We start from the raw sequence: 26,813 nt of genomic DNA, 5'->3' as shown, positions 1-26,813 counted from the left end.
GGATTTTGTCAAGTCTTTTTTAGCATTAATCTATTTGTGTTATGCAGTGGAGGGGGTTATAAGGAATGAAACCCCGATAGAGACAGACATTGCTGCGATTTTTGTCAATTGTTTTCGCTCTAGAACAAACTAATCAATTAAGTCTCTTGCCAGATCAGGATTTAGTCAATTTATGCCCCTATATCGAACCATACCAAGTAACGAAGAACCTTCTTTTTCCTCTTCTTGAATCGCCGATTTCGGGACAATGACGACGTTAACCGATTCTTCTACTTCGTTGAATAGTTCTAAAACATATCCTTCCTCACCCCCCTTCGGATGGGGAACTATATCGACAAGAATCGCCGAATCACCCTGCTTAAGATTGTATTCGGGAACGTCGCGGGCTAGGGTCACTTCTTCGTAGAGTTGCGCCATGGTTTATTTTTCCTTTCGGGGTTTGAGGGTGATAAATTGAAATTGATGATCGAGGTTTCGTTTTAGCCAAATCGTGACAACGAATAGGGGAACTTGATTACTGCTGATTAATTCCCCCTCGACTCGATCGAAGGTTCCCTATTCGATTCACCGATCAAGTGTATTAATTGATATTGTTTCAAGTTTTTTTTGGGGTTGTAATTGCATAATTTTTTTTTAAAATAGTCTAGACTAAAAAGGCTTATATATATTTCGGCACGGATTCCCATTATAATAAAAAGTATAGGTCAAATCGAGGGATTTTGTCAAGTCTTTTTTGCCATTAATCTATATAATTGTCGGGTTGCTTACCGGTCATTGTCCTGAAAAAAATTATGCCCCGGTTTGTCAAACAAGCATATATGCAGCGGTTAACCGAGACAGGACGGGAGACAAAAACGAGTTATTGAACAGAAAGAGGCGATGGGATGTTATTATTTAAAGCCGATTCCCTGGAAGCAGCCGAATCGATCATCGGGCAGCATCCCCTGGCGAATAGTAGTGGAATAGGCTATTAAAGGAGTGAACCCTGTGCAAATATTCACAACAATCCCCGGTTTACGCACTTTTTTGGCTGATTATCGCCATGATCATAGTATTGCCCTCGTGCCAACCATGGGCGCCCTCCATAAAGGTCATGCTAGTCTAATTCGACGCGCAGTGACGGAAGCGGAGGTAACTGTGGTCAGTATTTTTGTTAATCCTCTACAATTTGGCCCCACAGAGGATTTTTCTCGCTATCCCCGCAGCCTTGACAGCGATCGCCAATTGTGTGAATCTTTGGGAGTTGCTGCTATTTTTGCTCCCAGTGCGGAAACTTTAGGAATTGGTAATTCTGAGGAGATAACCGCAGTTGTTCCCCCGATTTCTCTGACTAGCGGGTTATGTGGTGCTTTTCGTCCGGGACATTTTCAGGGAGTAGCCACAATTGTCACGCGGTTGTTTAATATAATTGCACCGACGATCGCCTATTTTGGCGAAAAGGATGCCCAACAGTTAGCGATTATCCGGCAATTAGTCAGGGATTTAAATTTAGCGATCGAGATTCGCGCTTGTGCTACAGTGCGAGAAACATCGGGATTAGCAGTTAGTTCTCGCAATCAGTATCTATCGGCCACAGAAAGGGAAAAAGCGACAATTATCGTCAAAAGTTTGCAATTAGCTCTCGAAAGTTTTCGTTTAGGGGAAAGACAAAGGGAAAAATTACTGGCTATTGTGCAAAAAAATCTGGACAGAGTAGCAGAATTTCGCTGTCAGTATCTGGATTTAGTCCATCCCCAGAGTTTACAACCGATCGAGCAGATCGAGACAGGGGGACTGTTAGTGATCGCCGGATTGATCGGTCAAACCCGTTTAATTGATAATATTATCTTGCGTCAACGTCGGCCAGTTATCGCTATTGATGGACCTGCTGGAGCGGGAAAATCGACGGTAACGCGCTTAGTAGCGGAAAAATTGGGGTTAACCTATCTCGATACCGGTGCGATGTATCGTGCGGTGACATGGTTGGTGGTGAATTCCGGTCTGGATTTGTCCGCAGAAGCGGCCATCGCCGAGTTATTATCTTTAGCGAAGATAGAAATAATCCCGGCCGATAGTCCCGAAAATGTGACTATAGTGAAGATTAATGGGCAGGATGTGACTTTAGAGATTCGCTCTCCCGCAATTACCGCGCAAGTGTCCAGAATTGCCGCTCAAAAAGCGGTGCGACAGCAGTTAGTCACCCTGCAAAGACAGATGGGAATATCGGGGGGAATAGTTGTGGAAGGTCGGGATATTGGTACTAATGTTTTCCCAGAAGCGGAATTAAAGATTTTCTTGACAGCGACACCCGAAGAAAGAGCCAGAAGGAGATTAAAAGACTTAGAAGCGCAGGGAAATGGTGGGATTAGTCTCGCAGAATTAACCCAAGAGATTGAAAAAAGGGATTATTTGGATAGTAATCGCTCCCTAGCACCCCTGCGAAAAGCCGCAGATGCGCTCGAAGTTAATACCGATCATCTCACTATTACAGAAGTCACGGAAAAAATCATTGCTCTTTATCATCAAGGAGAAGAAAATCAATGGAGAAGCCTCTAGTTTTTTTAGATACTGATGTTTTGATTTCTTATCTACGAGGAGATCTTGCCAGTGTGCATTTATTTGATCGAGAAATACTCGATCGCGTTTGTCTTGCTATTAATGCGATCGTTTTACAAGAGTTATTATTTTTGGCAGAAGTTCGTAATCATCCTGAAATAGTCGATCGGATTCAAGAAAAGGTGACTATCTTGGATTTTGATTTAGTAAAACTTGATCAATATTGGCAAAATGCTAGAGATATTCGCAATATTTTGGGACACTCGAATGATGTTTTAATTTTAAGTAGTGCCGCTAATTGTGATTATTTAGTTACCTATGATCAAAAACTTAAAAAAGCCTCTAGTTATCTATATAACTCTAAACCGATGGTAGTAACACCTGAAGAATTATTAGAGGTTATCGATCAAAAAAATATAGTCCCTTCTAGCCTCTCTTGCCAAGAATATAAATCCTCAAATTTCCCCTTAAACAAGGTGATTTAGGGAGATATTTATGAAGTTAAATTATCTGAATTTATCATCTATCTGTTTAACGGTAACTTCCTTGATAATTATCGGCAGTCCAGCTATATCTTTAGCCGATCACAGATCACCAATAACTTTAGCTTCTAGGGATTTATCAAACCAGCAACAGGGAAAAAAAATTATTCTTAATGGTCGTTCTTTGCCCGTTTCTTGGCGACAGTGGACAACAGCAAATAGTACCAGAATCGCCATGGGTGACACGGGAGCAAGACAATTATTCGGCATGGATTTTCTTAGCACAAATGATCCAAAAAAGCAACCGATAAGCTGGTTTAATTTACAAACTTTATCGGCTAATTTAATCGATTCCGATCGCTGGCTAGACGTTACAGATATTTTACTAAAAATGGGGGCAACAACCACTATTAATGGCGATAGTTTAACTATTAACTTTGCTGCTCCCCAGATGCAAGATATTCAGCTAGAAAATTATGGAGCAGTACAAAGGATTATTATTCAACTCGATCGCCCGACCTTTTGGCAAGTCAGTCAGGCAAAAAATCAAGCAGTGATTACCCTAGAAGGAAATGCCCAGCAATCCCTTATCTCTAGGTTTCAACCCCAAACTATCAGCAACAGTAATCAAAATAACGATGAAGATGATCTAGGTAACTCTAATAATAACTTACCTACTCAGATCACTTCCTTAGAAAATAATGGGGTGATCAGTCGTTTAAAAATTAACCTTCCCACTGCCTACGGATTACAGATCAGCAGTGTGGATAATCCTCCCCGAATTATCATTGATTCTCGTCCCGATGCTATGGATGAAAAGCGCATTGTTTGGCAACCAGGGTTAATCTGGAATCAAAAATATATCCAGTTAGATCAAGATTGGTTTCCCGTGACTTGGTTAGAAATCGATCCCAGAAATCCTCAGATAACTATTAAACCAATTACCGCTAATTCCACCTCAATGCGCGGCACTAATCCCCTGATCACGATTAATAGCGAAAGTAACGCGGTAGCGATGATTAATGGCGGCTTTTTTAATCGTAATAATCAGTTACCTTTGGGGGCAATTCGTGTGGATGGCAAATGGTTATCCGGACCAATTTTAAACCGAGGGGCGATCGCATGGGATAATCGTGGTAAAATCAGGATCGATCGCCTGAGTTTAGAGGAAACCCTGATTACTGCCACCGGACAACGTTTTCCCCTAACCCAGTTAAATAGTGCTTTCCTGACAGCCGGCTGCAGTCGTTATACTCGCGATTGGGGGAGTAATTATCATCCCCTCACCGAGCGCGAAACCGGGTTAGTCGTTCAAGGCGATCGCGTGACGGAGAAATTAAATAATCTTTTGCCACAGGACAGTATCGCCATACCGGAAAACGGCTATTTAGTCATCTGCCGAAAGACAGATATTAGTTTAAATATTGGTGAAAGAGTCAACCTCGATAGCGTCACCCTACCGAGAGATTTTGCTGATTATCCCCAGATTTTAGGTGCTGGCCCCCTATTATTGCAGAATGGGCGCATAGTTTTGGATGGAAATGCCGAAAAATTTAGTCCTGCATTCCAAAATCAACAAGCTTCCCGCAGTGCGATCGCAGTCAGCCGAGAAGGAAAAATTTTGTTAGTGGCTATCCATAATCGCGTCGGGGGACGGGGGGCAACTTTAGGCGAATTAGCCCGAATTTTGCTGTTAATGTCGGCAAAGGACGGTTTAAACCTAGATGGGGGTAGTTCCACCGGGATAGCCTTGGCGGGTTATCTGCTCGATCGCTCTGCTGTTACCGCCGCAAAAGTCCATAATGGAATAGGAATATTTTTATCACCGTCTCCTTGAAGGGGGTGAAAACAATGGATAATAGCGACTGGATTAAACAATTGCTGCTGATGGGTATTGGCACCACTTCCATGGTGGCAGAAAAGATCAAAGAAGTGAGCGACGAATTAGTAAAAGACGGTAAAATCAATTCCGATCAGGCTAAAAACTTTGTCGATGATCTGATGACACAGATGAAGTCTGAACAAGGGAGCTTCGAGAATAACTTAGAACGCTATATCCGCAATATCTTGCAGGATTTAGGGGTTCCCCGACAATCGGAAATGGATGAACTGCGGGGAAGGATTGATAGATTAGAACGGCAGGTGAGAGACTTAGAGAATAAACTCTGGCGTTAGGGAACTATGAAATCAATGCGCGAAATCTTGCTCAGTTTTGCTATTATTGCGGTTTGTGGCTTATTTTTAATCGTTGCTTCCCTCTTTGGTGGAGGGGAAAAAACCAATGCGATCGCCGCAGAAATCGCTCCACCCGCTATCACTCAAACTATTAATAAGGAAATCATCTCCATGGATTTAGATCAAGCAGTCACCACCGATTCGGGACTAAAATACATAGATATCGTGGAAGGAACTGGAGAAAGTCCTCAAAAAGGTCAAAAAGTGACTGTTCACTACACGGGAACCCTGACAGACGGCAAAAAATTCGATAGTTCCAAGGATCGCAATCAACCTTTTACCTTTACCATTGGAGTTGGTCAAGTGATCAAAGGATGGGATGAAGGAGTCGCATCGATGAAAGTCGGTGGGCAGCGTACCTTAATTATCCCCCCAGAATTGGGTTATGGTGCGCGGGGTGCCGGTGGGGTGATTCCTGCCAACGCGACTTTACTTTTCGATGTGGAATTGTTGGCAGTTAAATAGGTTTTTCCTCTGATTTTTCACCTCTACCCGCATCGATCCCGAATGCGGGTTTTTTGACAAATTGCCGAAAGCTAAGGGCCAAATCAGGAAGATTTAGTAAATTCTAGACCGTTTTCGCTACCGTAACGCTCCATAAAACGCATAAAACGATCCCACTCTGCGGGAGAATTGAAAATAACCGTAGCTTCGATCGCCATGGGTTTACCGTTGATAAATTTGCCTTTTACTTTCGTGGTGACGATTTCCCCTTCCTCATCGATGAGATACATCCCCGTGATTTCCTCGGTTTGTTGATCTCCCAGGATAGTCGGTTGCTTAAAATAAAATTCTGCCGATCCCTTCTCCCCCGTTTTAGTGCGACTTAAGCGGATATCGGGAACAACAGGTTCTTTTAACCCCTTGGAAAACTGAATTTCTGCCATTACTTTTCTTTATCCTTGTCATGAAATACACATTTCTAGATCATCTCACACCAAGTCGCAAGTAAAAAGCAGATGGGACAGCATAAGCTCAAAATATCAATACCAATATCATTTTTCCTTATTCGTAGCAGGCCTATCCATTAGTCATACTAAATCCCATTTAAAAGGTATAGGAGAGTGGAGAGTGGGGAGTGGGAAGCAGGGAGCGGGGAGCAGGGAAAAACAATCCATAACTTGGGAGTTAATCACACTATTAAAAACGGATTCGGTGTCACATCTTTCTTAACACAAAATTTGACAAAAAGACAAAAGTGTGCAAAGTGGCTCAAGTTGCTTCTCTGGAGGTAACTAATTTGATGGAATAGTTCCGGCGTTCTAGTCGGTCGTTAATTTCCATGCCCTCTATAATACAGCCCCTGTCAGGGTTCTGTCCCTTCTCAATTAAAACTTTTTATTGCGCTGACTAATTACGCGTGTTTTAGCTTACTTGTGTCCTTAAATACTTCTTTTACTGCGTCAAATCACACAAGTCTTTGTATAAAGGCTGTATGCTCATAGTCAGACTAAATTAAATTGTTGCCATTGCTTCCCGCTTCTGATCTAGACTAGGTTGAGATTTGTCAAAGCTAATTGCAAAAGTAATCTTTTACAGCCAATGTTTTTTAAATCTGTTAGCACGCTATGTCTATCGTAAGTAAACAAGAACCTAAGCTGGAAACGCTTACCCTATTTCAAAAACGCCCAAAAACGGCGTTCTGGGAGAAATTTTGGGTTGTGAGCATAATTAACCATCTCTGCCATTACTTTTGAAAAATTTGACTTAAACAAATTATGAATAGATATGCAGTCTATTAGTAGTTATCTTAACAGTGAGATACGAAGTTTCTGGTTTTAGAGAACGACGGAACGGCGGAACGTCGGAATATTATCTGATCGTCCAGAGATGATGACAAATACCGCCACACTCCATCTTCATGATAAACGCTATAATCTGAAAGTTGTTGCCAGTTGCTCATCATGAAAAAACTGACTTATTCATTGCTCCCCCTGGGGATTACTGTTGGACTTTGCCTAAACATTGCCCCTGCTTCCGCTACTTTGCTGGTACGAAATGTCATTCCCGACGCTGCCCTTTCTATTGACGGCTTCGGAAGCCTCTCTAACAACGGAGTTATTCAAGCCAATATACCCACAGGTTCTACTATTCAGAGGGCTTATCTCTATGCCACTTCCATCTGGGATAAAAGTCCAGTTTACGACGTAATTTTTCATGGGACGACACTTTCCGTGAGTTCAGCAACTATTCTTGGTCCCGAGCAAAACCCAGCTACCACCGCCCGTTGGGATGTCACCAGTATCATCGCTTCTTCTTTTACGGGAGGATTACAAGACTTTAGTATCCTTGAGAATGGCGATAACGATGGTGAGGTTCTTGTTGTTGCCTACAGCAATCCTTCTACCCAAGGTTTTACCTCCGTTATCTTGGACGGGGAACTGTCCACCACAGGAGACACAGTTGAGTTTAATTTTGCTAGTATTCCTTACACTGGAGGAGCTTTTCTGGTTTCACTCGCCTCTAGTTACAGCCGTCAACCGAGTGGGCAATTCACCCAGATTGATGTAACCACTAATTCGACCAATAATCGACGATTGACCACAAGTGCAGGAGGGGCGGATGACCGCACTACTGGTGAACTCTCAGACAATGGAAACTTAATAACTGTTGGGGGAATAGGTGATAATCCTGCCAATGTCGACCCAACCGCTGACCCTATGCACACTAATCCAGATGACGAATACTACAACCTCGCTCTTGGCAATAGCGCTAATCCCGCTCCTTTTATCTCACTGGGAGATACCTTCCTTCGCTTAACAACACAGAACCCAACCGATGATGATAACGTTTTTGGAATGTTTATCACCATCAGTCCCACTCCCGTCCCCGAGCCATCGATGACACTGGGTATTTTCGGTATCGGTGCCATCGGAGCCTTAATATCTCGCCTTGGTAAAAAATCCTAAGCTGCCCGCGAATTTAAATTGCTTGTGGAGATGAGGCAAGAGTGCCTCTTGCCTCCTACTCCCCTCTCCCTTTCTGGGATAGGGGTTGGGGGTGAGGGCAATTAACCATCTCTGCTATTACTTTTGAAAAATGGTATAAATCACCCCTTCAGGACTCTCGGAGTGCAATCAGTGGCAAAATCAAGGCTATGATCGATCACTGATAACCAATAACTGAGATGAGATGGTTTTATTAGAAGCAGCGGTTCATTCTTCCCTACGCGCTTTTTTACGGGAACAAGGGCGCTTTTATTGGTCTCATCATCTCACTATGGGGCGACTGGTGGCTAGAGCCTTACGCTTAAAACGGTCCTCTCTCATACAAACTGGAACTACTCTCACCCGTTATTGTCTCAGTTATCTCACCCCAGCCCTTTTGGGTGATACACCTGTTCTGATTGTTGCCCCAGAGTCGGAAGTAAACCTACTGTTAGAAGTGGAAATCCCCCATCTGCAAGCATGGTTACAAACTCAGCGAGACATCCTCAAAAGCGATCGCTTTCCAGCTAATTTTACCGGTTTACTCCTCACCACACCCCAACAATGGTTAGAGGATAAATTGGACAATCTCGGTCATTTTCCCCAGAATATCCCCACGATAATCGATCGAGCCGAAGATTTAGAAACTTGTCTAGTAGATTATCTCACCGTCACCATTACTCCCGAACAATGGTTCGCTTTAGAGTCAGCATATCCCCAGCATAGAGAGTTTATAGACTTAATTAAAGCACAACTTAGCCAAAGTATTCTTGGTCATCCCATTAATCCCTATAATTGCTATCTTATTGATGCCAAGGAAAAAGAATATATAATTGCTCTGCTACAACGCGTGCATCAAGACTTAACCACTGACTCTGTTTGGCAACTTTTAGCGGCAAAAATCCCCGAGCATAATTATCTCCTCTGGACATCAGTAGATCGAGAGCGAGAAGAATTTACCCTAAAAATCAGCCCTTTGGAGGTGGCTAGTTTTTTCAAACCGATTTGGCAGCAGCAACCCTTTGTTTTAATCGGCAGTTTTTTAGATAGCGAAAAATCCGCTAATTTATACCGTCAAAATCAGGGTATCGGAGAAATTTTAACTCTAAAGTTTGCAGCTGATCGCGAAAGTGAATATATTCATTTATATCTACCCGATCGCATCAGCGCCCCCAACACACCCGAATTTCAACCGATGTTATTAAAGCAAGTGCGGGAATTAGTTAGTGCTAATCATACCAGTGAACAACCGATAGTAATCCTGATTGAAGATGTTCCCCTCAAGGCACAAATTGCCACCCAAATCGCAGCCGATTACGGTTCGCGAGTGCAAGTGGAAAAAACTGAGATTAATAATAATACTATTCTGGTTTGTGGTTGGCAATTCTGGCAAACCCATCAAGAAAAATTTCCGACTCCCAGTTTATTAATTATCGCTACTTTACCCTTACCATCCCCCGAAAATCCTCTCGTTGCTGGCAAAATTGCTTACTACAAACGACAACATCTCGACTGGTTTCGTGCCTATCTTTTACCCACAGCAGTGAGGGAAATTCAGCAATCTGTCCAGTCTCTCCGGGAGTGTCAAGGTTGTGTGGCTGTCCTCGATAATCGTGTCAATGCCCGCAGTTATGGCCGACAAATTCTCTCCGCTTTAGAACCCTATGCTAAAGTTAATTATCTCGATCAACAATTTTTTCAAGATAAAGATTAAATCAGTTATCAGTTATCAGTTATCAGTTATCAGTTATCAGTTTACTGATAAAATCTCCCCCAGAGCCATATTTCCAACTGTCTAAATAACGATGGTAAAGATATTTTTGCTTGTCGGGTAACTTTTCTAAAACAGGTTTTAAGGTGGCTGCCAAGGGATATAAACCACTATACAAAGCTAAATTAAAATAATGTCCCGTCCAATCGATAAAAGGACTGATACCCACTTGCGGAATCATCGGTAAAACTAATTGAGGATTAACCAAAGGCAAAGTTTTTGAGAGGGAAGAAAACTGCACCACATCCTGTAAAAATGGTTTTAAGACCTCATCTCCCAACTTATCCATTACCCGAAAAACTCCACTCATTAAGTCATTAATTTGATTGGGATTAGGGTTAGCATATATCTGGACACTCATGGTTTTTTGAAATAGCCACGTTACCGATATATTAGGTTGATATGGTTGTAAAAGGGCTAAATCTTCTCGGTTTAAAGCATCGATTTGTAAAGCTTCCTCGATGGCAAAAGTTAGCCTTTTTAAATGTCTGACCATTGCCCCAAAACCACCAAAACTGACCGGAGATTGACTACCGCTACTATCTCCCACTGCTAGAATTCTTGACCAAGGCATCTTTAAAGGACTTTGACGATAGGCAGGGAAAAAACCCGCTAGAAAACGCTGAAATTTTACCGCTTCTAAATCTACCTTTTGATACTCCGGCAGTAATCTTAAATACTCCTCCATCAAAAATTCTAAACTAAAGCGATCGGGATGGGTATCGAGATAGGTAAATAAATAAGTTGTCCGACCATCCCTAGCGGGAAATGCTTCCCAAAAGTATTGACATTGGTGCAAGATTGGGGTAAAAGAATAAATCAAATCACCAGTTTCATTACTGGGAAAACCCTGACCGCAACTACCCACCACTAAACAAACTCCATCGGGTTTTTCCCCTTTTCTTGCCTGTTTTGCAATTGCTGAAAAATGACCCATGGCATCGATTAATAAACGGGTTTTTAAAGTCATTTCTCCCGTTTTAACCATTACTCCATCTGGATGAATAATCGCCCCGCTAAACCCCGAATTTTCTAATAACTTTCCTCCCGCTTCTAAAAACTTAGTTTTTAAAGTCTCTAGCAAATAAACCGGATCAACACCGATATTTAAAATATCTCTGACCCAAAGCTCATAACCTTGATAAAATCCCACCCTCCCAGGATTATATTCCGTCGCTATCGCTTGATTTAATTCAGCTTCGGTCAATAAATCTAACTCTAAAAAACTGCTTAATTCTAAACGTGAAATATTCCACTCCTGCTCACGACCGCGCAGAATACCTCTTTCTAATAATGCCACACGCCAGCCCCTAGTTTGCAAAGCAGCCCCGATGAAAATTCCCAAAGTTCCCCCCGCAATCACTAGATCAAAATCCGTCTCTCCTAAAGATTCTTGACTTTGATTAATTACCGCAGGAATAACCGGATTTTCTAAGCGCAAAGCTTGCCAAGCTCGATCGCTGGCCCGCAATTGTTGTAAACTCTGAGGAGATACTCGATCAAGTAAAGATGCAACTAAAGACATAATCTTATATCAGTTATCAGTTATCAGTTATCAGATGTGAGTTTTCAGTTATCATACTAAATCCGTTGAGTATAGGTTACATATCAGGACAGGCACTCATGCAAGAGGCACTCATGCAAAGGGGAGAATAAATAATCAGTTTTTAATAACTGGATTTAGTATCAGTTCACTGTTTACTGCTCACTTAAAAAAGCTCCCTTCTAGCCGTTTCCTAACATTAGAGACTGGCCATCTCACCATTAAGATAACTGCTCTATACGAGAAACCTATTTAGATTGGAAAAACTTTTTCCCTTCTTCAATGAGTTTATTAATATCCTTGAGAGAAACTCCGAAAATTGCTAAAACTCCCGTAAAGACTAACAAAAAACCGATAAAACTATTCCGATCATAGAGAAATAAACCCACCAAAACGATAAAATAGGGAGAGAGAATTTTACTAATATTTTCAACTACAGTAACCACCTCTGGCGGGGGAGTCTCCACAAGATTAATATCAGTTTTATCCTGATCTGGTTCGAGATTTTGCTTAATCGAAAACATCACCTCCTGTAGGTCTTTTACCTCCGGTGGGTTCGGTTCTTTCGCTGGTTTGCCAAACATTGTTAACTCCCTCGCCAATTTATCTATATCCTCTATGGTAGCCAAAAAAAGGGCAAGCAGGAAAAGCGCGAGCAAGTCGAGAAATTCTCAGCGCAATTTTCCTTAACAACCCCCTCGGCCCCGGCTGCTATAATCAGAGGAACAACTCCCAAGTTCGTTAACGGTACAAAAAAACTATGAATACCAGTCCAGACCGTGTGATTATCTTCGATACCACCCTTCGAGATGGGGAACAGTCCCCGGGTGCCGCTTTAAATGTGGATGAGAAGCTAACCATAGCGCGCGCACTGGCACGACTGGGAGTTGATGTCATTGAAGCGGGTTTTCCCCACGCTAGTCCGGGGGACTTTGATGCGGTGCAGAAAATTGCCGCCAGCGTCGGCAGCGAAGCTGATAGCCCGATTATTTGCGGATTAGCCCGCACTACCCAAAAAGATATCAAATCTGCCGCCGATGCGCTCAGACCCGCCGCCAAGCCCAGAATTCACACCTTCCTAGCCACATCTGATATACATCTCCAATACAAACTTAAGAAGACTCGTCAGGAAGTTCTTGAGATTGTGCCAGAAATGGTGGCCTATGCCAAATCCTTCGTTGATGATGTGGAATTTTCCCCCGAAGATGCCGGCCGCAGCGATCCGGACTTCCTCTATCAAGTCCTCGAAAGAGCGATCGCCGCAGGAGCCACCACCGTTAACATTCCCGATACCGTCGGTTACACCACCCCCAGCGAATTTGGGGCTTTAATCCGGGGAATTAAGGAAAATGTCCCCAATATCGACCAAGCGATTATCTCCGTCCATGGTCACGACGATTTAGGGTTAGCGGTGGCTAATTTCCTCGAAGCAGTTAAAAATGGCGCTCGACAGTTGGAATGTACCATTAACGGCATCGGTGAGCGTGCCGGTAATGCTTCCCTAGAAGAGTTGGTGATGGCCCTTCATGTCCGGCGCTCCTATTTTAATCCTTTCCTTGGTCGTCCAGCAGAGTCCACGGAACCTTTAACCAAGATCAACACCAAGGAAATCTATCGCACTTCTCGCCTAGTTTCTAATCTTACCGGCATGATCGTGCAACCGAATAAGGCGATCGTCGGTGCTAACGCTTTCGCACACGAGTCGGGAATCCATCAGGACGGGGTGTTAAAACATAAACTCACCTATGAGATTATGGATGCAGAATCGATCGGTTTGACTCATAATCAAATTGTCCTCGGGAAACTCTCCGGCCGCAACGCTTTTCGCTCTCGTTTACAGGAATTGGGTTTTGAACTTTCGGAAACGGAACTTAATAACGCTTTTATCCAGTTTAAGGAAATGGCTGATCGCAAAAAGGAAATCACCGATCGCGATCTGGAAGCGATTGTTAACGATGAAATCGATACTGTTCCCGATCACTTCCGCCTCGAATTAGTACAAGTGTCCTGTGGAAATAGTGCCCGGCCCACGGCCACGGTAACGATTCGCAATCCCGACGGTAGCGAGTTATCCGATGCGGCCATTGGTACAGGGCCGGTGGATGCTCTCTGCAAAGCGATCGATCGAGTGGTGAAGATTCCTAACGAATTAATTTCTTTCTCGGTGCGAGAAGTTACCGAGGGAATCGATGCTTTAGGAGAAGTGACTATCCGTCTCCGTTACGAAGGACGCACCTACTCCGCTCACGCGGCCGATACCGATATTATTGTCGCCTCCGCTCGCGCCTACGTCAGTGCCTTAAACCGTCTCCACGTCGCACTGCAGCAGAAGGAAAAAAACCCAGAAATGGTACAAGTCTAGATAGGGTTTTAGGGTGTTAGGGTTTTAGGGTTTTAGTTGAAATTCCCCCACTTCCCCACCACCCCACTTCCCCCCGCAACGCGCACGCAGTGACCACCCCACCACCCCACTTCCCCACTTCCCCACTTCCCCCCGCAACGCGCACGCAGTGACCACCCCACTTCCCACTCCCCATGGCGCTGTTGGAGAAAATCTTAAATTTGTCTCGCAAATTTCTAAAATGTTGCTAAGTTAATATTATGAGCTTGCGCTCCATTGTCATAGTGCGTATGTACTAAAAACAGATTCCCGTAAAAGCAATGAGGGATGAAATTTATCCGTAAGAATCCGATCAAATTAAAGACAATGGCTAAGGAACAAAGGAATTAGCAAGGGCCCACAGGGATGCTGTTCCCCTTGCCATTGGGAACAGTTAACCCACCCCATAATTCCTTTGATTGTTAGCTATCTGGTCAGCACCGCAGACAATCGGGTGATCGGATTTCAGTCCTCCAGCCATTTACCCAATTTTTGCAGGAGCCAGATTATGAGTTGACCGAGCTAAAACAGCATTCCGTGTCGCTAAAATCCCATCGACACAAGAGAATTTAAGCAAAGATCTTCTCCCATTTGTTGTAATTAAAGCTACAATCGGAAAAGTCTTTCCCCGTCTCGGATTTGAGACACAAATTCGTTCAGTATCACCTAGATTGAGATTCGATCTTCTAGTTTTGCACAGAAGGAGCAAGAGGAAAACGGCATGATGCAGGCCCACGATGTACTAACCCTTACCGAGCCGCAATTGGATTTAGATTTGATTGACCTAGACGAAGACTTCGATGATGAGGATATCGAGTTAGAGCTAGAAGAAACCAGCGATAGCAACGATGGCAAAAAAACCCGCCGCCTTGCCAGCGCTCGTCGTCGCGACGCCGCTAGAAAAAAACCCTATACAGAAGATTCGATTCGGATTTATCTGCAAGAGATCGGCAGGATTCGGTTATTGAGAGCGGAGGAGGAGATCGAATTAGCGAGAAAAATCGCAGATTTACTGAAATTAGAACGTATTCGCGAAGATTTTCGCCTCTATAGCGATGCTGAATGGGGAAAACAGGTTTTCCTGTTCGAGCGCATCGAAAAAATTATCGTTGAAAAATCGGAAAAAGAGCCGAAACTATCGGATATTAAGGCTTATTTAGGTAAGACGGAGCTAACGGCTCCCCTGCTGGAAGAATGGCTGGCCAAATCAAAGGAATACTTATCGGCCTTTAAGCGTCGTTTGTACCATGGTCGTCGCGCTAAGGAAAAAATGGTACAATCGAACCTGCGTTTAGTGGTTTCCATCGCCAAGAAATACATGAACCGCGGTCTTTCCTTCCAAGATTTAATTCAAGAAGGTTCCCTCGGTTTGATCCGCGCCGCCGAAAAATTCGACCACGAAAAGGGTTATAAATTCTCCACCTATGCCACTTGGTGGATTCGTCAAGCCATCACCCGGGCGATCGCCGATCAATCCCGCACCATTAGACTTCCCGTCCACCTCTACGAAACCATCTCCCGGATCAAAAAAACCACCAAGATTCTTTCTCAGGAAATGCGTCGCAAACCCACCGAGGAAGAAATCGCCACCAAGATGGAGATGACCATTGAAAAACTGCGTTTTATTGCTAAATCTGCCCAATTACCTATTTCTCTAGAGACTCCCATCGGTAAAGAAGAAGATTCCCGTTTAGGAGACTTTATCGAAGCGGATGGGGAAACCCCAGAAGATGAAGTTTCTAAAAATTTATTACGCGAGGATTTAGAAAACGTCCTCGATACCCTTAGTCCTCGCGAACGCGATGTGCTGCGTCTGCGCTACGGTTTAGATGACGGCAGGATGAAAACACTCGAAGAAATCGGCCAGATTTTCAACGTCACTCGCGAGCGCATTCGTCAAATAGAAGCCAAGGCCCTGCGGAAACTGCGTCACCCTAACCGTAATAGTATCCTCAAAGAGTACATTCGTTAACTTCCCGTCCTTAAAAAACTAGAAACTGAGCCTCAAGGAGACTCAGTTTTACAGTCATCTACACTTCCCCATCGGTGGGAACCTAATCCTGAAAATATCTCTGGGGTTGCCCCAATCTTGTCCAGAAAACTCTTGCAACAAATAGCACAAATCTGTTATTATGGTTTGTCTGTGTCCCGATTAACCATACCAGCATTGAGAACAAGAAACGACTGTGGCTAATACAAAGTCTGCACTCAAACGAGTCCAAATCTCCGAAAGAAATCGTCTCCGCAACAAAGCGTACAAGTCAGCCGTAAGAACCCTGATCAAAAAATGTCTTGTCGCTGTCTCGGCCTACGGAGCCAACCCCAGCCCAGAAGGGCTAGAAAGCGCCCAACAAGCTCTATCGGAAGCTTACAGTAAAATCGATAAAGCCGTCAAGCGCAACGTCTTGCACCGGAACAACGGCGCTAGAAAAAAAGCCGGTTTAGCCAAAGCTTGGCAAAAAGTTAGCCAAGCTTCCTAAGAAACGAGTAAGCTGTAATCAGGACAGACGCAACAAGCGATCGGGGGTCGATGCAATTAATAGATACGCACGTTCATTTGAACTTTGACGTTTTGCAAGCCGACTTGCCCGCTATCTCCGAACGTTGGCGAAGTGTGGGAGTCGTTCATCTGGTTCACTCCTGTGTCGAACCGGAAGAGTTTGCAGCGATTAAAGCCATTGCCGATCAATTTGAGGAAATTTCCTTCGCCGTCGGTTTACATCCCCTAGATGCCCAAAAATGGCGAGATAATAGTGCCGATCAGATCGAATCCCTAGCCCGATCTGATCGGCGCGTCGTGGCGATCGGGGAAATGGGTTTAGACTTCTATAAAGCGGATAATCAAGAGCAGCAAAAACAGGTCTTTTGGACGCAATTAGAAATCGCCCATCGTCTCGATAAACCCGTGATTATCCATTGTCGAGATGCAGCCCCAGTCATGCGGGAGGAGATCATCGCCTTTCGGCAACAAGTGGGCAAAATTCGCGGCGTGATGCACTGCTGGACTGGCAACCCCGAAGAAACTCAATGGTTTTTAGATTTGGGTTTTTACATCAGCTTTAGCGGCATTGTCACCTTCAAAAACAGTAAAACCGTGCAAGCTGCCGCCCAAATTGTCCCCAGCGATCGCCTACTGATCGAAACCGATTGCCCCTTTCTCTCACCCAATCCCCACCGCGGTAAACCTTGTGAACCCTCTTTCGTCCGACCTGTGGCCGAAACCGTCGCCCGTCTGCGGGGCTATCCCGTCGAAACCATAGCCGAACAAACCACCCAGAACGCCCGCAACTTATTTCAACTCCCCAGTTAAAAAACATAGTTTATTAGCACAGAGCAGGGGACGGGGACGGGGAAATGGGGGAATTCAACTAAAACCCCAACACCCCAAAACCCTAAAACCCCAACACCCCAAAACCCTAACATCCAACACCCAACCCCTCACTGCTCACTGATATCCGACCGTCGCTATCGTGTCATCAGCCCTTGTAACCCTATGAACAATCTTACCTTTAACCTCTTACCCGACCTCATCGAAATCCAACACTCCAGTTTTCGGTGGTTTTTGGAAGAAGGACTAATCGAGGAACTGAATAGCTTTTCCCCCATCAGCGACTATACAGGTAAATTAGAACTACATTTCCTCGGCCAGGACTACAGACTCAAAGAACCGAAATACAACGTCGATGAAGCCAAACGACGCGATAGCACCTATTCCGTTCAGATGTACGTTCCCACCCGTTTAATCAACAAAGAAACGGGAGAAAACATCGAACAGGAAGTCTTTATCGGCGATTTACCCCTGATGACCGAACGGGGAACCTTTATCATTAACGGGGCTGAACGAGTCATCGTCAATCAGATCGTCCGTTCCCCCGGTGTTTACTACAAAGCCGAAATCGACAAAAACGGTCGCCGTACCTACTCCGCTTCCCTGATTCCCAACCGAGGAGCTTGGTTAAAATTTGAAACCGACAAAAACGGCTTAGTCTGGGTCAGAATCGACAAAACTCGCAAATTATCCGCCCAAGTTCTCCTGAAAGCGATCGGATTGAGCGATAACGAAATCTTTGACTCCCTACGCCATCCCGAATTCTACCAAAAAACCCTCGACAAAGAAGGCAATCCCAGCGAAGAAGAGGCCCTCCTCGACCTGTACCGCAAACTACGCCCCGGGGAACCTCCCACCGTCACCGGCGGACAACAACTGCTCGAATCGCGCTTTTTTGACAATAAACGCTACGATCTCGGTCGCGTTGGTCGTTATAAACTCAACAAAAAACTACGCCTCAACGTCCCCGATAACCAGCGCGTTCTGACCACCACCGACATCTTAGCAGCGATCGACTACCTAATTAACCTCGAATTTGACATCGGCAACACCGACGACATCGACCACCTCGGCAACCGTCGCGTCCGTTCCGTGGGTGAACTGCTACAAAACCAAGTGCGAGTAGGTTTAAACCGCTTAGAAAGAATCATTCGGGAACGGATGACCGTCAGCGAATCCCAAAACCTCACCCCCGCTTCCCTAGTCAACCCGAAACCCCTAGTAGCGGCGATTAAAGAATTCTTTGGTTCCTCGCAACTCTCCCAGTTCATGGATCAAACCAATCCCCTAGCGGAATTGACCCATAAACGCCGCATTTCCGCCCTCGGCCCCGGCGGTCTCACCCGGGAACGGGCCGGTTTTGCCGTGCGCGACATCCACCCCTCCCACCACGGTCGCATTTGTCCGGTGGAAACCCCAGAAGGTCCCAACGCCGGTTTAATCGGTTCCCTGGCCACCTACGCTCGCGTCAACGACTACGGTTTTATTGAAACCCCCTGTTATGTGGTGGAAAATGGCCGAGTCCGCTATGATCTCCCCGTTAAATACCTAACCGCCGACGAAGAAGACGATCTGCGGGTGGCACCCGGAGACGTGGCCACTGATGAAAATGGTTATATCCTCGGCGAAACTATCCCGGTGCGCTATCGGCAGGAATTCTCCACCACTTCCCCCGAACAAGTGGACTACGTTTGTGTTTCCCCCGTCCAAATTGTCTCGGTGGCAACTTCCCTGATTCCCTTCCTCGAACACGACGACGCTAACCGCGCCCTCATGGGTTCTAATATGCAACGACAAGCGGTTCCCCTGCTGCGTCCCGAACGTCCCCTTGTGGGTACCGGATTGGAAGCACAGGCCGCTCGCGACTCTGGCATGGTCATCGTTTCCCGTACCAATGGGGTCGTTTCCTACGTCGATGCTAACCGGATTCGCATCAAAGTGGCGGATGAAGACAAAGAGATTTTCGGCAAGAGCGAGATCGAGTACGAAATTCAGAAATATCAACGCTCTAACCAAGATACCTGCTTAAATCAGCGTCCTTTAGTCTATCAAGGGGAACAGGTTGTCCCCGGGCAGATCCTCGCCGATGGTTCCGCCACCGAAGGAGGGGAAATCGCCCTCGGACAGAATATCCTCGTCGCCTATATGCCCTGGGAAGGCTATAACTACGAAGACGCGATTTTAATCAGTGAAAGACTGGTGGCACAAGATGTCTATACCAGTATCCACATCGAAAAATACGAAATCGAAGCCCGTCAAACTAAACTTGGACCGGAGGAAATCACCAGGGAAATTCCCAACGTCGGTGAAGATGCCCTGCGAAACCTCGATGAACGCGGCATTATTCGCATCGGTGCCTGGGTAGAAGCCAGCGATATCCTCGTGGGGAAAGTCACCCCGAAAGGCGAATCGGATCAACCCCCCGAAGAAAAACTACTGCGGGCGATTTTCGGCGAAAAGGCACGGGATGTACGGGATAACTCTCTGCGCGTTCCCAACGGCGAAAAAGGCCGGGTAGTGGATGTGCGGGTATTTACCCGCGAACAGGGGGATGAATTACCCCCCGGGGCCAATATGGTGGTACGGGTCTACGTTGCCCAAAAACGCAAAATCCAAGTGGGCGATAAAATGGCGGGTCGTCACGGCAATAAAGGGATTATTTCTCGGATTCTGCCCCTAGAAGATATGCCCTACCTCCCCGATGGTCGTGCCGTCGATATCGTTCTCAATCCCCTGGGGGTTCCCAGTCGCATGAACGTCGGTCAGGTGTTTGAATGTTTACTGGGTTGGGCCGGGGAAAATCTAGGCGTGCGCTTTAAGATTACTCCCTTTGATGAAATGTATGGGGAAGAAGCCAGCCGTTTAACCGTCCACGGATTGCTAGAAAGTGCCTCGAAAAAACCCAATCGCGATTGGGTGTTCAAGGAAGAACACGCCGGCAAAGTCACGGTTTACGATGGTCGCACCGGCGAACCCTTTGACCGTCCCGTTACCGTCGGTATGGCCTATATGTTAAAACTGGTTCACCTGGTTGATGATAAAATTCACGCCCGTTCTACCGGTCCCTACTCCTTGGTTACCCAGCAACCCCTGGGCGGTAAAGCTCAACAGGGGGGTCAGCGCTTCGGAGAAATGGAAGTCTGGGCCCTGGAGGCCTACGGGGCGGCCTATACCTTGCAGGAATTGCTAACGGTAAAATCCGATGATATGCAAGGACGGAATGAGGCTTTAAATGCGATCGTAAAAGGCAAGCCGATTCCCCGCCCGGGTACGCCAGAATCCTTTAAGGTTTTGATGCGAGAATTGCAATCCCTCGGCCTCGATATCGCCGTTCACAAGGTGGAAAATGCCCCCGATGGTACTTCCCGCGATGTGGAGGTGGATCTGATGGTCGATGTCGGCCGTCGCGCCCCCTCTCGCCCCACCTACGAATCCTTAACCACGGAAGACCTTGAAGAAGAAGAATCGGAAGTGTAATTTCAGTGATCAGTGAGGGGTTAGGTGATGGGGAAATGGGGAAATGGGGAAATGAGGAAATGGGGAAATGGGGAAATGGGGAAATGGGGAAATGGGGAAATGGGGAAATGGGGAAATGGGGGAATTCAACTAAAACCCTAAAACCCTAAAACCCCAACACCCCAACACCCCAACACCCTAAAACCCTAACACCCCAACACCCTAAAACCCTAAAACCCTAAAACCCCAACACCCCACACCTAAACCTTATAACCAATCTTGTTACTGTTCACCGATGGCTGATAGCTAATAGCTGTTTACTTGTTACCCGGATCGAGATGTTTTATAACCAAACTGTTGACAAAGGAAAACTGAAAAAATTGATCGCTTGGGCCTATCAAAACTACGGTTCGGCGCGCTGTTCACAAATGGCCGATGAATTGAAAAACCTCGGGTTTCGTTTCGCTACCAAAGCGGGGGTTTCCATTAGTGTGGATGATTTAACCGTACCGCCGGCTAAACGACAGATGATCGAAAGTGCCGAACAGGAAATCCGGCAAACCGAACAGCGTTATGTGCGCGGGGAAATCACCGAAGTGGAACGCTTCCAAAAAGTAATTGACACTTGGAATAGTACATCTGAATCGCTTAAAGATGAAGTAATTCGCAACTTCCAAGTGACCGATCCCCTCAACTCCGTCTATATGATGGCTTTCTCGGGAGCGCGGGGCAATATGAGCCAAGTGCGTCAGTTAGTGGGAATGCGGGGATTAATGGCTAATCCCCAGGGGGAAATTATTGACCTCCCGATTAAGACTAACTTCCGGGAAGGATTGACCGTTACCGAATACGTTATTTCCTCCTACGGGGCGCGCAAAGGTTTAGTTGATACAGCCCTACGGACGGCAGATTCCGGTTATCTGACCCGTCGTCTGGTGGATGTGTCCCAAGATGTCATCGTCCGCGAGGCAGATTGTGGCACTAATCGTTATGTTGAATTAACCGCCATGACCGATGGCGATCGCGTGTTAATTCCCTTAAGCGATCGCTTATTAGGTCGTTCCTTGGCCGAAGATGTGGTGGTCAAGGGAGAAGTGATCGCCACCCGCAACCAGATTATCGATGACGAAACCGCCGAAAAACTGGGCAAACTGGTCGATAAAATCAAAGTCCGCAGCCCCTTAACCTGTGAAGCGGCCCGCTCAGTTTGTCAAACCTGTTACGGTTGGAGTCTGGCCCACGGTCATCCGGTGGATATGGGGGAGGCAGTGGGGATTATTGCCGCCCAATCGATCGGGGAACCGGGGACTCAGTTAACCATGCGTACCTTCCACACCGGGGGCGTATTTACCGGAGAAGTAGCCCGGCAAGTGCGGAGTCCCTTCGAGGGAACCGTGCGTTTTCTGCCGGGGTTAAGTATCCGTAACGTGCGAACTCGCCACGGGGATGAACGGGACCAGGTGGAGGCACCGGGGGAAATTAAATTAACACCCAAGGATAAAACTAAAGAAACTGTCACCTACTCTTTGACTCCGGGATCACTGCTATTTGTCACCGATGGGGCAATGGTAAGCGAGGAACAGTTACTAGCGGAAATAACCTCCGATAAAGTCCAAAAATCCACGGAAAAAGCCACAAAAGACGTAACCAGTGACTTAGCTGGCGAGGTGCTATTCTCGCAATTAGTCCCAGAGGAAAAAACCGATCGCCAAGGCAACACCACCCGCATCGCCCAACGGGGGGGATTACTATGGATTCTCTCCGGAGAAGTGTATAACTTGCCAACCGGGGCCGAACCCGTGGTCAGTAACGGCGATACAGTACAAGTGGGGGATGTTCTGGCGGAAACTAAGTTAGTATCCACTAACGGCGGTTTGGTGCGTTTAGCCCCCAATAGCCGGGAAATCGATATCGTCACCGCTTCCGTGTCTTTGGATCAGGCCGAAGTAAAAGTGGAAAGTAGCGCTGGTCGGGAACAATTTATTATTCATACGGTCGATGGTCAACGCTTCCTGCTGAAAACCACTCCGGGGACAAAAGTACAGAATCATGCCATTGTCGCCGAGTTAATCGACGATCGCTATCAAACCCACACCGGCGGGATGATTAAATACGTCGATATCGAAGTCTCCAAAGGCAGCCGCAAACAGGGTTATGAAATCACCAAAGGTGGCACGCTCCTCTGGATTCCCGAAGAAACCCACGAAGTCAATAAAGATATCTCCCTCTTACAGGTGGAAGATGGGCAGTATGTGGAAGCAGGGGAAGAAGTGGTTAAAGACATCTTCTGTAACTCTAGCGGTGTGGTGGAAGTGATCCAGAAAAATGACATCCTCCGGGAGATCATTGTCAAACCGGGGCTGTTATTTATGGATCTCGAACCGGAATCCTCTGGAATTGCCCAAGAACAGTTAATTTACCCCGGGACACAGTTGACTCCCGAAGTGACGATCGAGGAGTTACGGCAAGCGGAATGGGTGGAAACTAACGAGGGTTTGGGTTTACTACTGCGACCAGTACAGGAGTTCACCGTACAAGACCAATCCACTTCTCCCACCCAAGGTTCCGCTAACCAAGAAGGAGGACGACATATCGAACTGCGATCGGTACAGCGCATTTTCTTTAAAGACGGGGAAAGAGTTAAATCCGTCGAGGGTTGTCAACTGATCAGCACTCAATTAGTCCTAGAAATTAAGGGCGAAGAACCAGAATCGGTCTCCCATCTGACGGCCGATATCGAGTTAGAACCGATCCCGCAGGGAGCCGCGAAGCGGTGCGAGGACAGCGATTGTCAGCGTTTACAGTTAGTTATTCTCGAATCTCTGGTGCTGCGTCGAGATAGTGATAATGATCCTTTAGGGGGTAATATTCAGACTCGCGTTCTCGTCCAAGATGGCGATGAAATTCCACCGGGGGCAGTGGTGGCCAGAACCGAAATCCAGTGTAAGGAAGCTGGAGAAATTCGCGGGATTCGCAAGGGTAGCGAAGCGGTGCGCCGTCTTTTAATTGTGAGTGACCGAGACGAGTTTATTCTCCCGCTCGCTGTTGCTCCCACCGTCAAAGCCGGGGATCTGGTAATCGCCGAAGCTGAGATCGCTGCCGGAGTTTTAGCCCCCAATTCCGGTCAAGTGCTGGCCGTTGACAAAACCACCACTGGCTATGAAATCCGTCTGCGTAAGGCCCGACCCTACCGAGTATCGGCGGGGGCCATTCTGCACATCGACGAGGGAGATCTAGTCCAACGGGGCGATAATTTGGTGCTGTTGGTGTTTGAGCGCTCGAAAACCGGGGATATCATTCAAGGTTTACCGAGAATCGAAGAACTGCTCGAAGCGCGTAAACCGAAAGAGGCCTGTGTCCTGGCACGCAAACCGGGAGTTTGTCAAGTGGAGTACCAAGATTCTGAGATCGTCGATATTAAGGTGGTCGAGGATGACGGCACGATCAGTGAATATCCGCTTTTAGGCAGTCAAAACCCTCTGGTGAGCGATAATCAGCGTATTGATGTGGGTCAGGCGTTAACCGATGGTCAGGCTAATCCCCACGAGATTTTAGAGGTGTTCTTTAATTATTATGTGGATAGCCTGGGCAGTTACGAGGCAGCCCTGAAAGCCTTGGAAAAAACCCAGATGTTCCTCGTTGATCAGGTACAGTCGGTTTACCAATCCCAAGGGATCGATATTGCCGATAAACATATTGAAGTGATCGTGCGTCAGATGACCTCTAAGGTGCGGATCGATGACGGCGGCGATACCAGTATGTTACCCGGGGAATTGTTGGAACTGCGACAGGTGGAGACGGTAAACGAAGCCATGTCGATCACCGGTGGGGCGGCAGCTAAATATACGCCTGTACTACTGGGGATCACCAAAGCTTCCTTGAATACCGATAGCTTTATCAGTGCCGCCTCCTTCCAAGAAACCACCCGCGTCCTCACCGAAGCGGCGATCGAAGGCAAGTCCGACTGGTTACGGGGGCTCAAGGAAAACGTGATTATCGGTCGTCTGATTCCGGCGGGTACTGGCTTCAATTCCCACGAAAACACGGCGGGGATCAGCGATTACACCCCCCCAGAGGAGGAATATAACTACAACAATCGTAGCTATTACGCTCCCCCCGGCGGCCTCGGCTTGCCCCCTCGTCCCGGTTTCGGCGATAGTAGTGAGGATAGCGATATGATTCTTGACGATCAAACCGCTCGCGCCTACGCTGAGGGTGATGTGGTCGATTTAGAGGATGATGAGATGGCTTTCCTCTCCTCCCGCGGCAGCAGTCGCTTTAGTCGCCAACCCATCAGCGATCGCTGGTCAGAACCGGATGAGGAAGGGGAGGAGGACGATTTCGAGGAGGATTACGAAGAAGAATAATCGTCTGTGGAGATATTACAAGGAGCAGTGGGAGACACGGGGAGGCAAGGGCAATTTTTCTAGAGAAAAACCCCGATTATTCCCCAAGAATCTCCTGCTTCTCTCCCCAAACTCCCTAATTTTCTGGCTAATTCACCTAAGTTTGGCAATAAAAGAAGGCAACCTTTTTTGTTAACCGGAAAGGAGACAAAGTTAAGATTTTAAGAATTTTCTCTCAAGTCGGGATGACAGGATTTGAACCTGCGGCATCCTGCTCCCAAAGCAGGCGCGCTACCAAGCTGCGCTACATCCCGAAATAAACTCCTTTTTTAGTATAGCCCAAGATCCGCATTCTTAATCGGGATACCAAAACATACCTTTGATACCTTCGGGATCGAGAACAAAACCAAGACGACGATAGAAATCCACCACCTGCGGATCGGCGAAAAGAGTTATATTACTGATGTCCTCACCCCGCAACTTCCTAATCATAAATTTCATTAATGCTTTACCAAAGCCTTTACTTTGATAGTGAGGATGAACAACCACATCCCAGACCGTAGCATTAAAAGCGTGATCGGAAGTGGCACGGGCAAAACCCACTAAACGACGGCGATTACCTCGCACTTCCCACATCGACACCACTAAAAAACTACATTCGATCGCCTTTTTAACTTTGCGTAAAGGACGACGGGCCCAACCTACCGAGTCACAAAGTTCTTCTAACTCATATAGATCTAGCTCTCGATCGGTACTAAAAAACACTCGCGTCTGTCCAAGGTCATTCTGGGCCACCTCTACCAAGTCTCCCGAATAGTCAGGAGATGCAGTGACTTCCGAGCTATTAAACAATCTTTTCCAAAAAACCATGCCGGGGGGCTACTGCCTCAATATTATCCTTTTAGCCTAGTATATTTTATTTTCCCCTGTCTACGAACAATCGGGCAACCTGAGTCCAAATTTGATTGGTTGAGTACGGAGAGGGTGGGATTTGAACCCACGAACCATTGCTGGTTACTCGATTTCAAGTCGAGCGCGATCGACCACTCTGCCACCTCTCCAAGGCAGCTAGACCTATATCCTATCATTAGATCTCCTGCATAAATCAAAAATTTTCGGCAAATGTAGGGAAAAGGGTCAGAAACAAAAACCAAAAATCTAACTAGGGTTTGCGGCAAAAAGTTTGTTGGTGGGGTTAGGAGTCGGTCGCCGGTCGTCGGTCGTCAGTAGCCGGTCGTTTCAGGCTTTCTTGCCCTCTCTTTTTGTACTAGCTTATGTACTAAAAAGAGGATAATGCCAGGTTTTTGGGGGTCCCAATCCGATTTTCGCAGCATGAACATCGGATTTTAACAGGTCAAAAGCCTTATTTTAAAAGGGTTTTACCATTATTCAGCCGACCCTAACTAGGGTCGGCTGAAAAAGTAGGGGCGAAGCATTCGGGCAATAACCTATCGGTGAAACCGTAGATTTTCTATCCGAATGCTTCGCCCCTACAGGACGCGGGCCGATGAAGACGCAAGGTTTTGAAGCACGATTCTCTCAAAATCTTGCACCTGTTTCGCTCGTAAAGCCACAAAACCCTTACCTTGCCTACATTTCACATTTATTCAGCAAGCCCTAACTAATATTATCTAAACTTGCTCGCAACTTGTGCTATTATAGTTTTATGAGTAAGTTAACCATATCAGAAGCGGCTAGGTGGTGATTCGGTAGTAGTGATGGCGGCTTAATCCTTTGCTTTGCTGTGCATTGTAGTCATGGATAAAATACCAAAGGGCTCCCCAACGTGATTCTGCATTTTTTTAGAGAA

Annotated in this window: 18 protein-coding genes, 2 tRNA genes and 1 pseudogene; 13 read left to right on the top strand and 8 right to left on the bottom strand. The window is 46.3% G+C overall.

Annotated features, from left to right (window positions below; genetic code table 11):
• Nucleotides 1-165 precede the first annotated feature (165 nt).
• The gene (locus H6G48_RS10830; RefSeq protein WP_190721641.1) at nucleotides 166-417 is read right to left on the bottom strand and encodes a DUF4926 domain-containing protein; all 252 of its coding nucleotides are present in this window, start codon (nucleotides 415-417) and stop codon (nucleotides 166-168) included.
• Between the two features lie 3 nt (nucleotides 418-420).
• Nucleotides 421-555 (bottom strand): annotated as a pseudogene (locus H6G48_RS27630) (DUF6883 domain-containing protein); the annotation flags it as partial.
• Nucleotides 556-987: 432 nt separating this feature from the next.
• Between H6G48_RS27630 and H6G48_RS10825 the strand changes: the two are divergent.
• From H6G48_RS10825 to H6G48_RS10805, 5 genes are read left to right on the top strand one after another with little or no spacing between them, the layout of a single operon-like run.
• Entirely contained in the window at nucleotides 988-2,535 is a 1,548-nt protein-coding gene (locus H6G48_RS10825; RefSeq protein WP_190721639.1) for a bifunctional pantoate--beta-alanine ligase/(d)CMP kinase, read from the top strand.
• Entirely contained in the window at nucleotides 2,520-3,020 is a 501-nt protein-coding gene (locus H6G48_RS10820; protein WP_190721637.1) for a type II toxin-antitoxin system VapC family toxin, read from the top strand. Before H6G48_RS10825 ends, H6G48_RS10820 begins: the two co-directional genes overlap by 16 nt.
• Before the next feature lie 10 nt (nucleotides 3,021-3,030).
• On the top strand, nucleotides 3,031-4,854 hold the full coding sequence (locus H6G48_RS10815; protein WP_190721635.1) for a phosphodiester glycosidase family protein: 1,824 nt from the start codon (nucleotides 3,031-3,033) through the stop codon (nucleotides 4,852-4,854).
• 14 nt (nucleotides 4,855-4,868) lie between these two features.
• The gene (locus H6G48_RS10810) at nucleotides 4,869-5,192 is read left to right on the top strand and encodes a phasin family protein (protein ID WP_002758682.1); all 324 of its coding nucleotides are present in this window, start codon (nucleotides 4,869-4,871) and stop codon (nucleotides 5,190-5,192) included.
• A 6-nt stretch (nucleotides 5,193-5,198) separates the two neighbouring features.
• On the top strand, nucleotides 5,199-5,717 hold the full coding sequence (locus tag H6G48_RS10805; RefSeq protein WP_147069643.1) for an FKBP-type peptidyl-prolyl cis-trans isomerase: 519 nt from the start codon (nucleotides 5,199-5,201) through the stop codon (nucleotides 5,715-5,717).
• Nucleotides 5,718-5,800: 83 nt separating this feature from the next.
• On the opposite strand, the gene psb28 is transcribed toward H6G48_RS10805, so the two are convergent.
• On the bottom strand, nucleotides 5,801-6,139 hold the full coding sequence (gene psb28, locus H6G48_RS10800) for a photosystem II reaction center protein Psb28 (protein WP_002796202.1): 339 nt from the start codon (nucleotides 6,137-6,139) through the stop codon (nucleotides 5,801-5,803).
• Between the two features lie 1,017 nt (nucleotides 6,140-7,156).
• Between psb28 and H6G48_RS10795 the strand changes: the two genes are divergently transcribed.
• Nucleotides 7,157-8,161, top strand: coding sequence for a PEP-CTERM sorting domain-containing protein (locus H6G48_RS10795; RefSeq protein ID WP_190721633.1), 1,005 nt, complete (start codon nucleotides 7,157-7,159; stop codon nucleotides 8,159-8,161).
• A gap of 223 nt (nucleotides 8,162-8,384) precedes the next feature.
• A complete protein-coding gene (locus H6G48_RS10790; RefSeq protein ID WP_190721631.1) occupies nucleotides 8,385-9,893 on the top strand; it encodes a helicase C-terminal domain-containing protein in 1,509 nt (502 codons plus the stop codon).
• A 22-nt stretch (nucleotides 9,894-9,915) separates the two neighbouring features.
• Here the strand turns inward: H6G48_RS10790 and H6G48_RS10785 are convergent, their stop codons facing one another.
• Nucleotides 9,916-11,475, bottom strand: a complete 1,560-nt coding sequence (locus H6G48_RS10785) for an FAD-dependent oxidoreductase (RefSeq protein WP_190721629.1) — start codon at nucleotides 11,473-11,475, stop codon at nucleotides 9,916-9,918.
• Nucleotides 11,476-11,741: 266 nt separating this feature from the next.
• Nucleotides 11,742-12,077 (bottom strand): hypothetical protein, encoded by a 336-nt coding sequence (locus H6G48_RS10780; RefSeq protein WP_002783895.1) that lies wholly within the window; start codon nucleotides 12,075-12,077, stop codon nucleotides 11,742-11,744.
• A 176-nt stretch (nucleotides 12,078-12,253) separates the two neighbouring features.
• Between H6G48_RS10780 and H6G48_RS10775 the strand changes: the two genes are divergently transcribed.
• The 6 genes from H6G48_RS10775 to H6G48_RS10750 all read left to right on the top strand — a co-directional run bounded on the left by H6G48_RS10775 (nucleotide 12,254) and on the right by H6G48_RS10750 (nucleotide 25,024).
• A complete protein-coding gene (locus H6G48_RS10775) occupies nucleotides 12,254-13,855 on the top strand; it encodes a 2-isopropylmalate synthase (RefSeq protein WP_190721627.1) in 1,602 nt (533 codons plus the stop codon).
• Nucleotides 13,856-14,594: 739 nt separating this feature from the next.
• A complete protein-coding gene (gene rpoD / locus H6G48_RS10770) occupies nucleotides 14,595-15,845 on the top strand; it encodes an RNA polymerase sigma factor RpoD (protein ID WP_190721625.1) in 1,251 nt (416 codons plus the stop codon).
• 214 nt (nucleotides 15,846-16,059) lie between these two features.
• Complete coding sequence (gene rpsT / locus H6G48_RS10765; protein ID WP_108937583.1) at nucleotides 16,060-16,353, top strand: 30S ribosomal protein S20; 294 nt, start codon at nucleotides 16,060-16,062, stop codon at nucleotides 16,351-16,353.
• Nucleotides 16,354-16,403: 50 nt separating this feature from the next.
• Nucleotides 16,404-17,183 carry a TatD family hydrolase gene (locus H6G48_RS10760; protein WP_190721623.1) on the top strand — a complete coding sequence of 260 codons (780 nt, stop codon included), beginning with the start codon at nucleotides 16,404-16,406 and terminating at the stop codon, nucleotides 17,181-17,183.
• Nucleotides 17,184-17,366: 183 nt separating this feature from the next.
• Nucleotides 17,367-20,678 carry a DNA-directed RNA polymerase subunit beta gene (gene rpoB / locus H6G48_RS10755; protein ID WP_061430915.1) on the top strand — a complete coding sequence of 1,104 codons (3,312 nt, stop codon included), beginning with the start codon at nucleotides 17,367-17,369 and terminating at the stop codon, nucleotides 20,676-20,678.
• Between the two features lie 317 nt (nucleotides 20,679-20,995).
• Nucleotides 20,996-25,024, top strand: a complete 4,029-nt coding sequence (locus tag H6G48_RS10750) for a DNA-directed RNA polymerase subunit beta' (RefSeq protein ID WP_190721621.1) — start codon at nucleotides 20,996-20,998, stop codon at nucleotides 25,022-25,024.
• A 219-nt stretch (nucleotides 25,025-25,243) separates the two neighbouring features.
• On the opposite strand, the gene H6G48_RS10745 is transcribed toward H6G48_RS10750, so the two are convergent.
• The 3 genes from H6G48_RS10745 to H6G48_RS10735 all read right to left on the bottom strand — a co-directional run bounded on the left by H6G48_RS10745 (nucleotide 25,244) and on the right by H6G48_RS10735 (nucleotide 26,064).
• Nucleotides 25,244-25,317, bottom strand: a tRNA-Pro gene (locus H6G48_RS10745).
• A gap of 40 nt (nucleotides 25,318-25,357) precedes the next feature.
• Nucleotides 25,358-25,873 carry a GNAT family N-acetyltransferase gene (locus H6G48_RS10740; RefSeq protein ID WP_002736326.1) on the bottom strand — a complete coding sequence of 172 codons (516 nt, stop codon included), beginning with the start codon at nucleotides 25,871-25,873 and terminating at the stop codon, nucleotides 25,358-25,360.
• 106 nt (nucleotides 25,874-25,979) lie between these two features.
• A tRNA-Ser gene (locus H6G48_RS10735) sits at nucleotides 25,980-26,064 on the bottom strand.
• Nucleotides 26,065-26,813: the final 749 nt, after the last annotated feature.

The organism is Microcystis flos-aquae FACHB-1344 (genome assembly GCF_014698375.1).
Lineage (GTDB): Bacteria > Cyanobacteriota > Cyanobacteriia > Cyanobacteriales > Microcystaceae > Microcystis > Microcystis aeruginosa.
Note: the sequence above shows the minus strand (reverse complement) of the source record. Positions and strands in the feature narration are given on the sequence as shown.

Coding starts and splice junctions, on each gene's coding strand:
- H6G48_RS10830 (WP_190721641.1), bottom strand. CDS start 417: ATGGCGCAACTCTACGAAGAAGTGACCCTAGCCCGCGACGTTCCCGAA.
- H6G48_RS10820 (WP_190721637.1), top strand. CDS start 2,520: ATGGAGAAGCCTCTAGTTTTTTTAGATACTGATGTTTTGATTTCTTAT.
- H6G48_RS10815 (WP_190721635.1), top strand. CDS start 3,031: ATGAAGTTAAATTATCTGAATTTATCATCTATCTGTTTAACGGTAACT.
- H6G48_RS10810 (WP_002758682.1), top strand. CDS start 4,869: ATGGATAATAGCGACTGGATTAAACAATTGCTGCTGATGGGTATTGGC.
- H6G48_RS10805 (WP_147069643.1), top strand. CDS start 5,199: ATGAAATCAATGCGCGAAATCTTGCTCAGTTTTGCTATTATTGCGGTT.
- psb28 (WP_002796202.1), bottom strand. CDS start 6,139: ATGGCAGAAATTCAGTTTTCCAAGGGGTTAAAAGAACCTGTTGTTCCC.
- H6G48_RS10795 (WP_190721633.1), top strand. CDS start 7,157: ATGAAAAAACTGACTTATTCATTGCTCCCCCTGGGGATTACTGTTGGA.
- H6G48_RS10790 (WP_190721631.1), top strand. CDS start 8,385: ATGGTTTTATTAGAAGCAGCGGTTCATTCTTCCCTACGCGCTTTTTTA.
- H6G48_RS10785 (WP_190721629.1), bottom strand. CDS start 11,475: ATGTCTTTAGTTGCATCTTTACTTGATCGAGTATCTCCTCAGAGTTTA.
- H6G48_RS10780 (WP_002783895.1), bottom strand. CDS start 12,077: ATGTTTGGCAAACCAGCGAAAGAACCGAACCCACCGGAGGTAAAAGAC.
- H6G48_RS10775 (WP_190721627.1), top strand. CDS start 12,254: ATGAATACCAGTCCAGACCGTGTGATTATCTTCGATACCACCCTTCGA.
- rpoD (WP_190721625.1), top strand. CDS start 14,595: ATGATGCAGGCCCACGATGTACTAACCCTTACCGAGCCGCAATTGGAT.
- H6G48_RS10760 (WP_190721623.1), top strand. CDS start 16,404: ATGCAATTAATAGATACGCACGTTCATTTGAACTTTGACGTTTTGCAA.
- rpoB (WP_061430915.1), top strand. CDS start 17,367: ATGAACAATCTTACCTTTAACCTCTTACCCGACCTCATCGAAATCCAA.
- H6G48_RS10750 (WP_190721621.1), top strand. CDS start 20,996: ATGTTTTATAACCAAACTGTTGACAAAGGAAAACTGAAAAAATTGATC.
- H6G48_RS10740 (WP_002736326.1), bottom strand. CDS start 25,873: ATGGTTTTTTGGAAAAGATTGTTTAATAGCTCGGAAGTCACTGCATCT.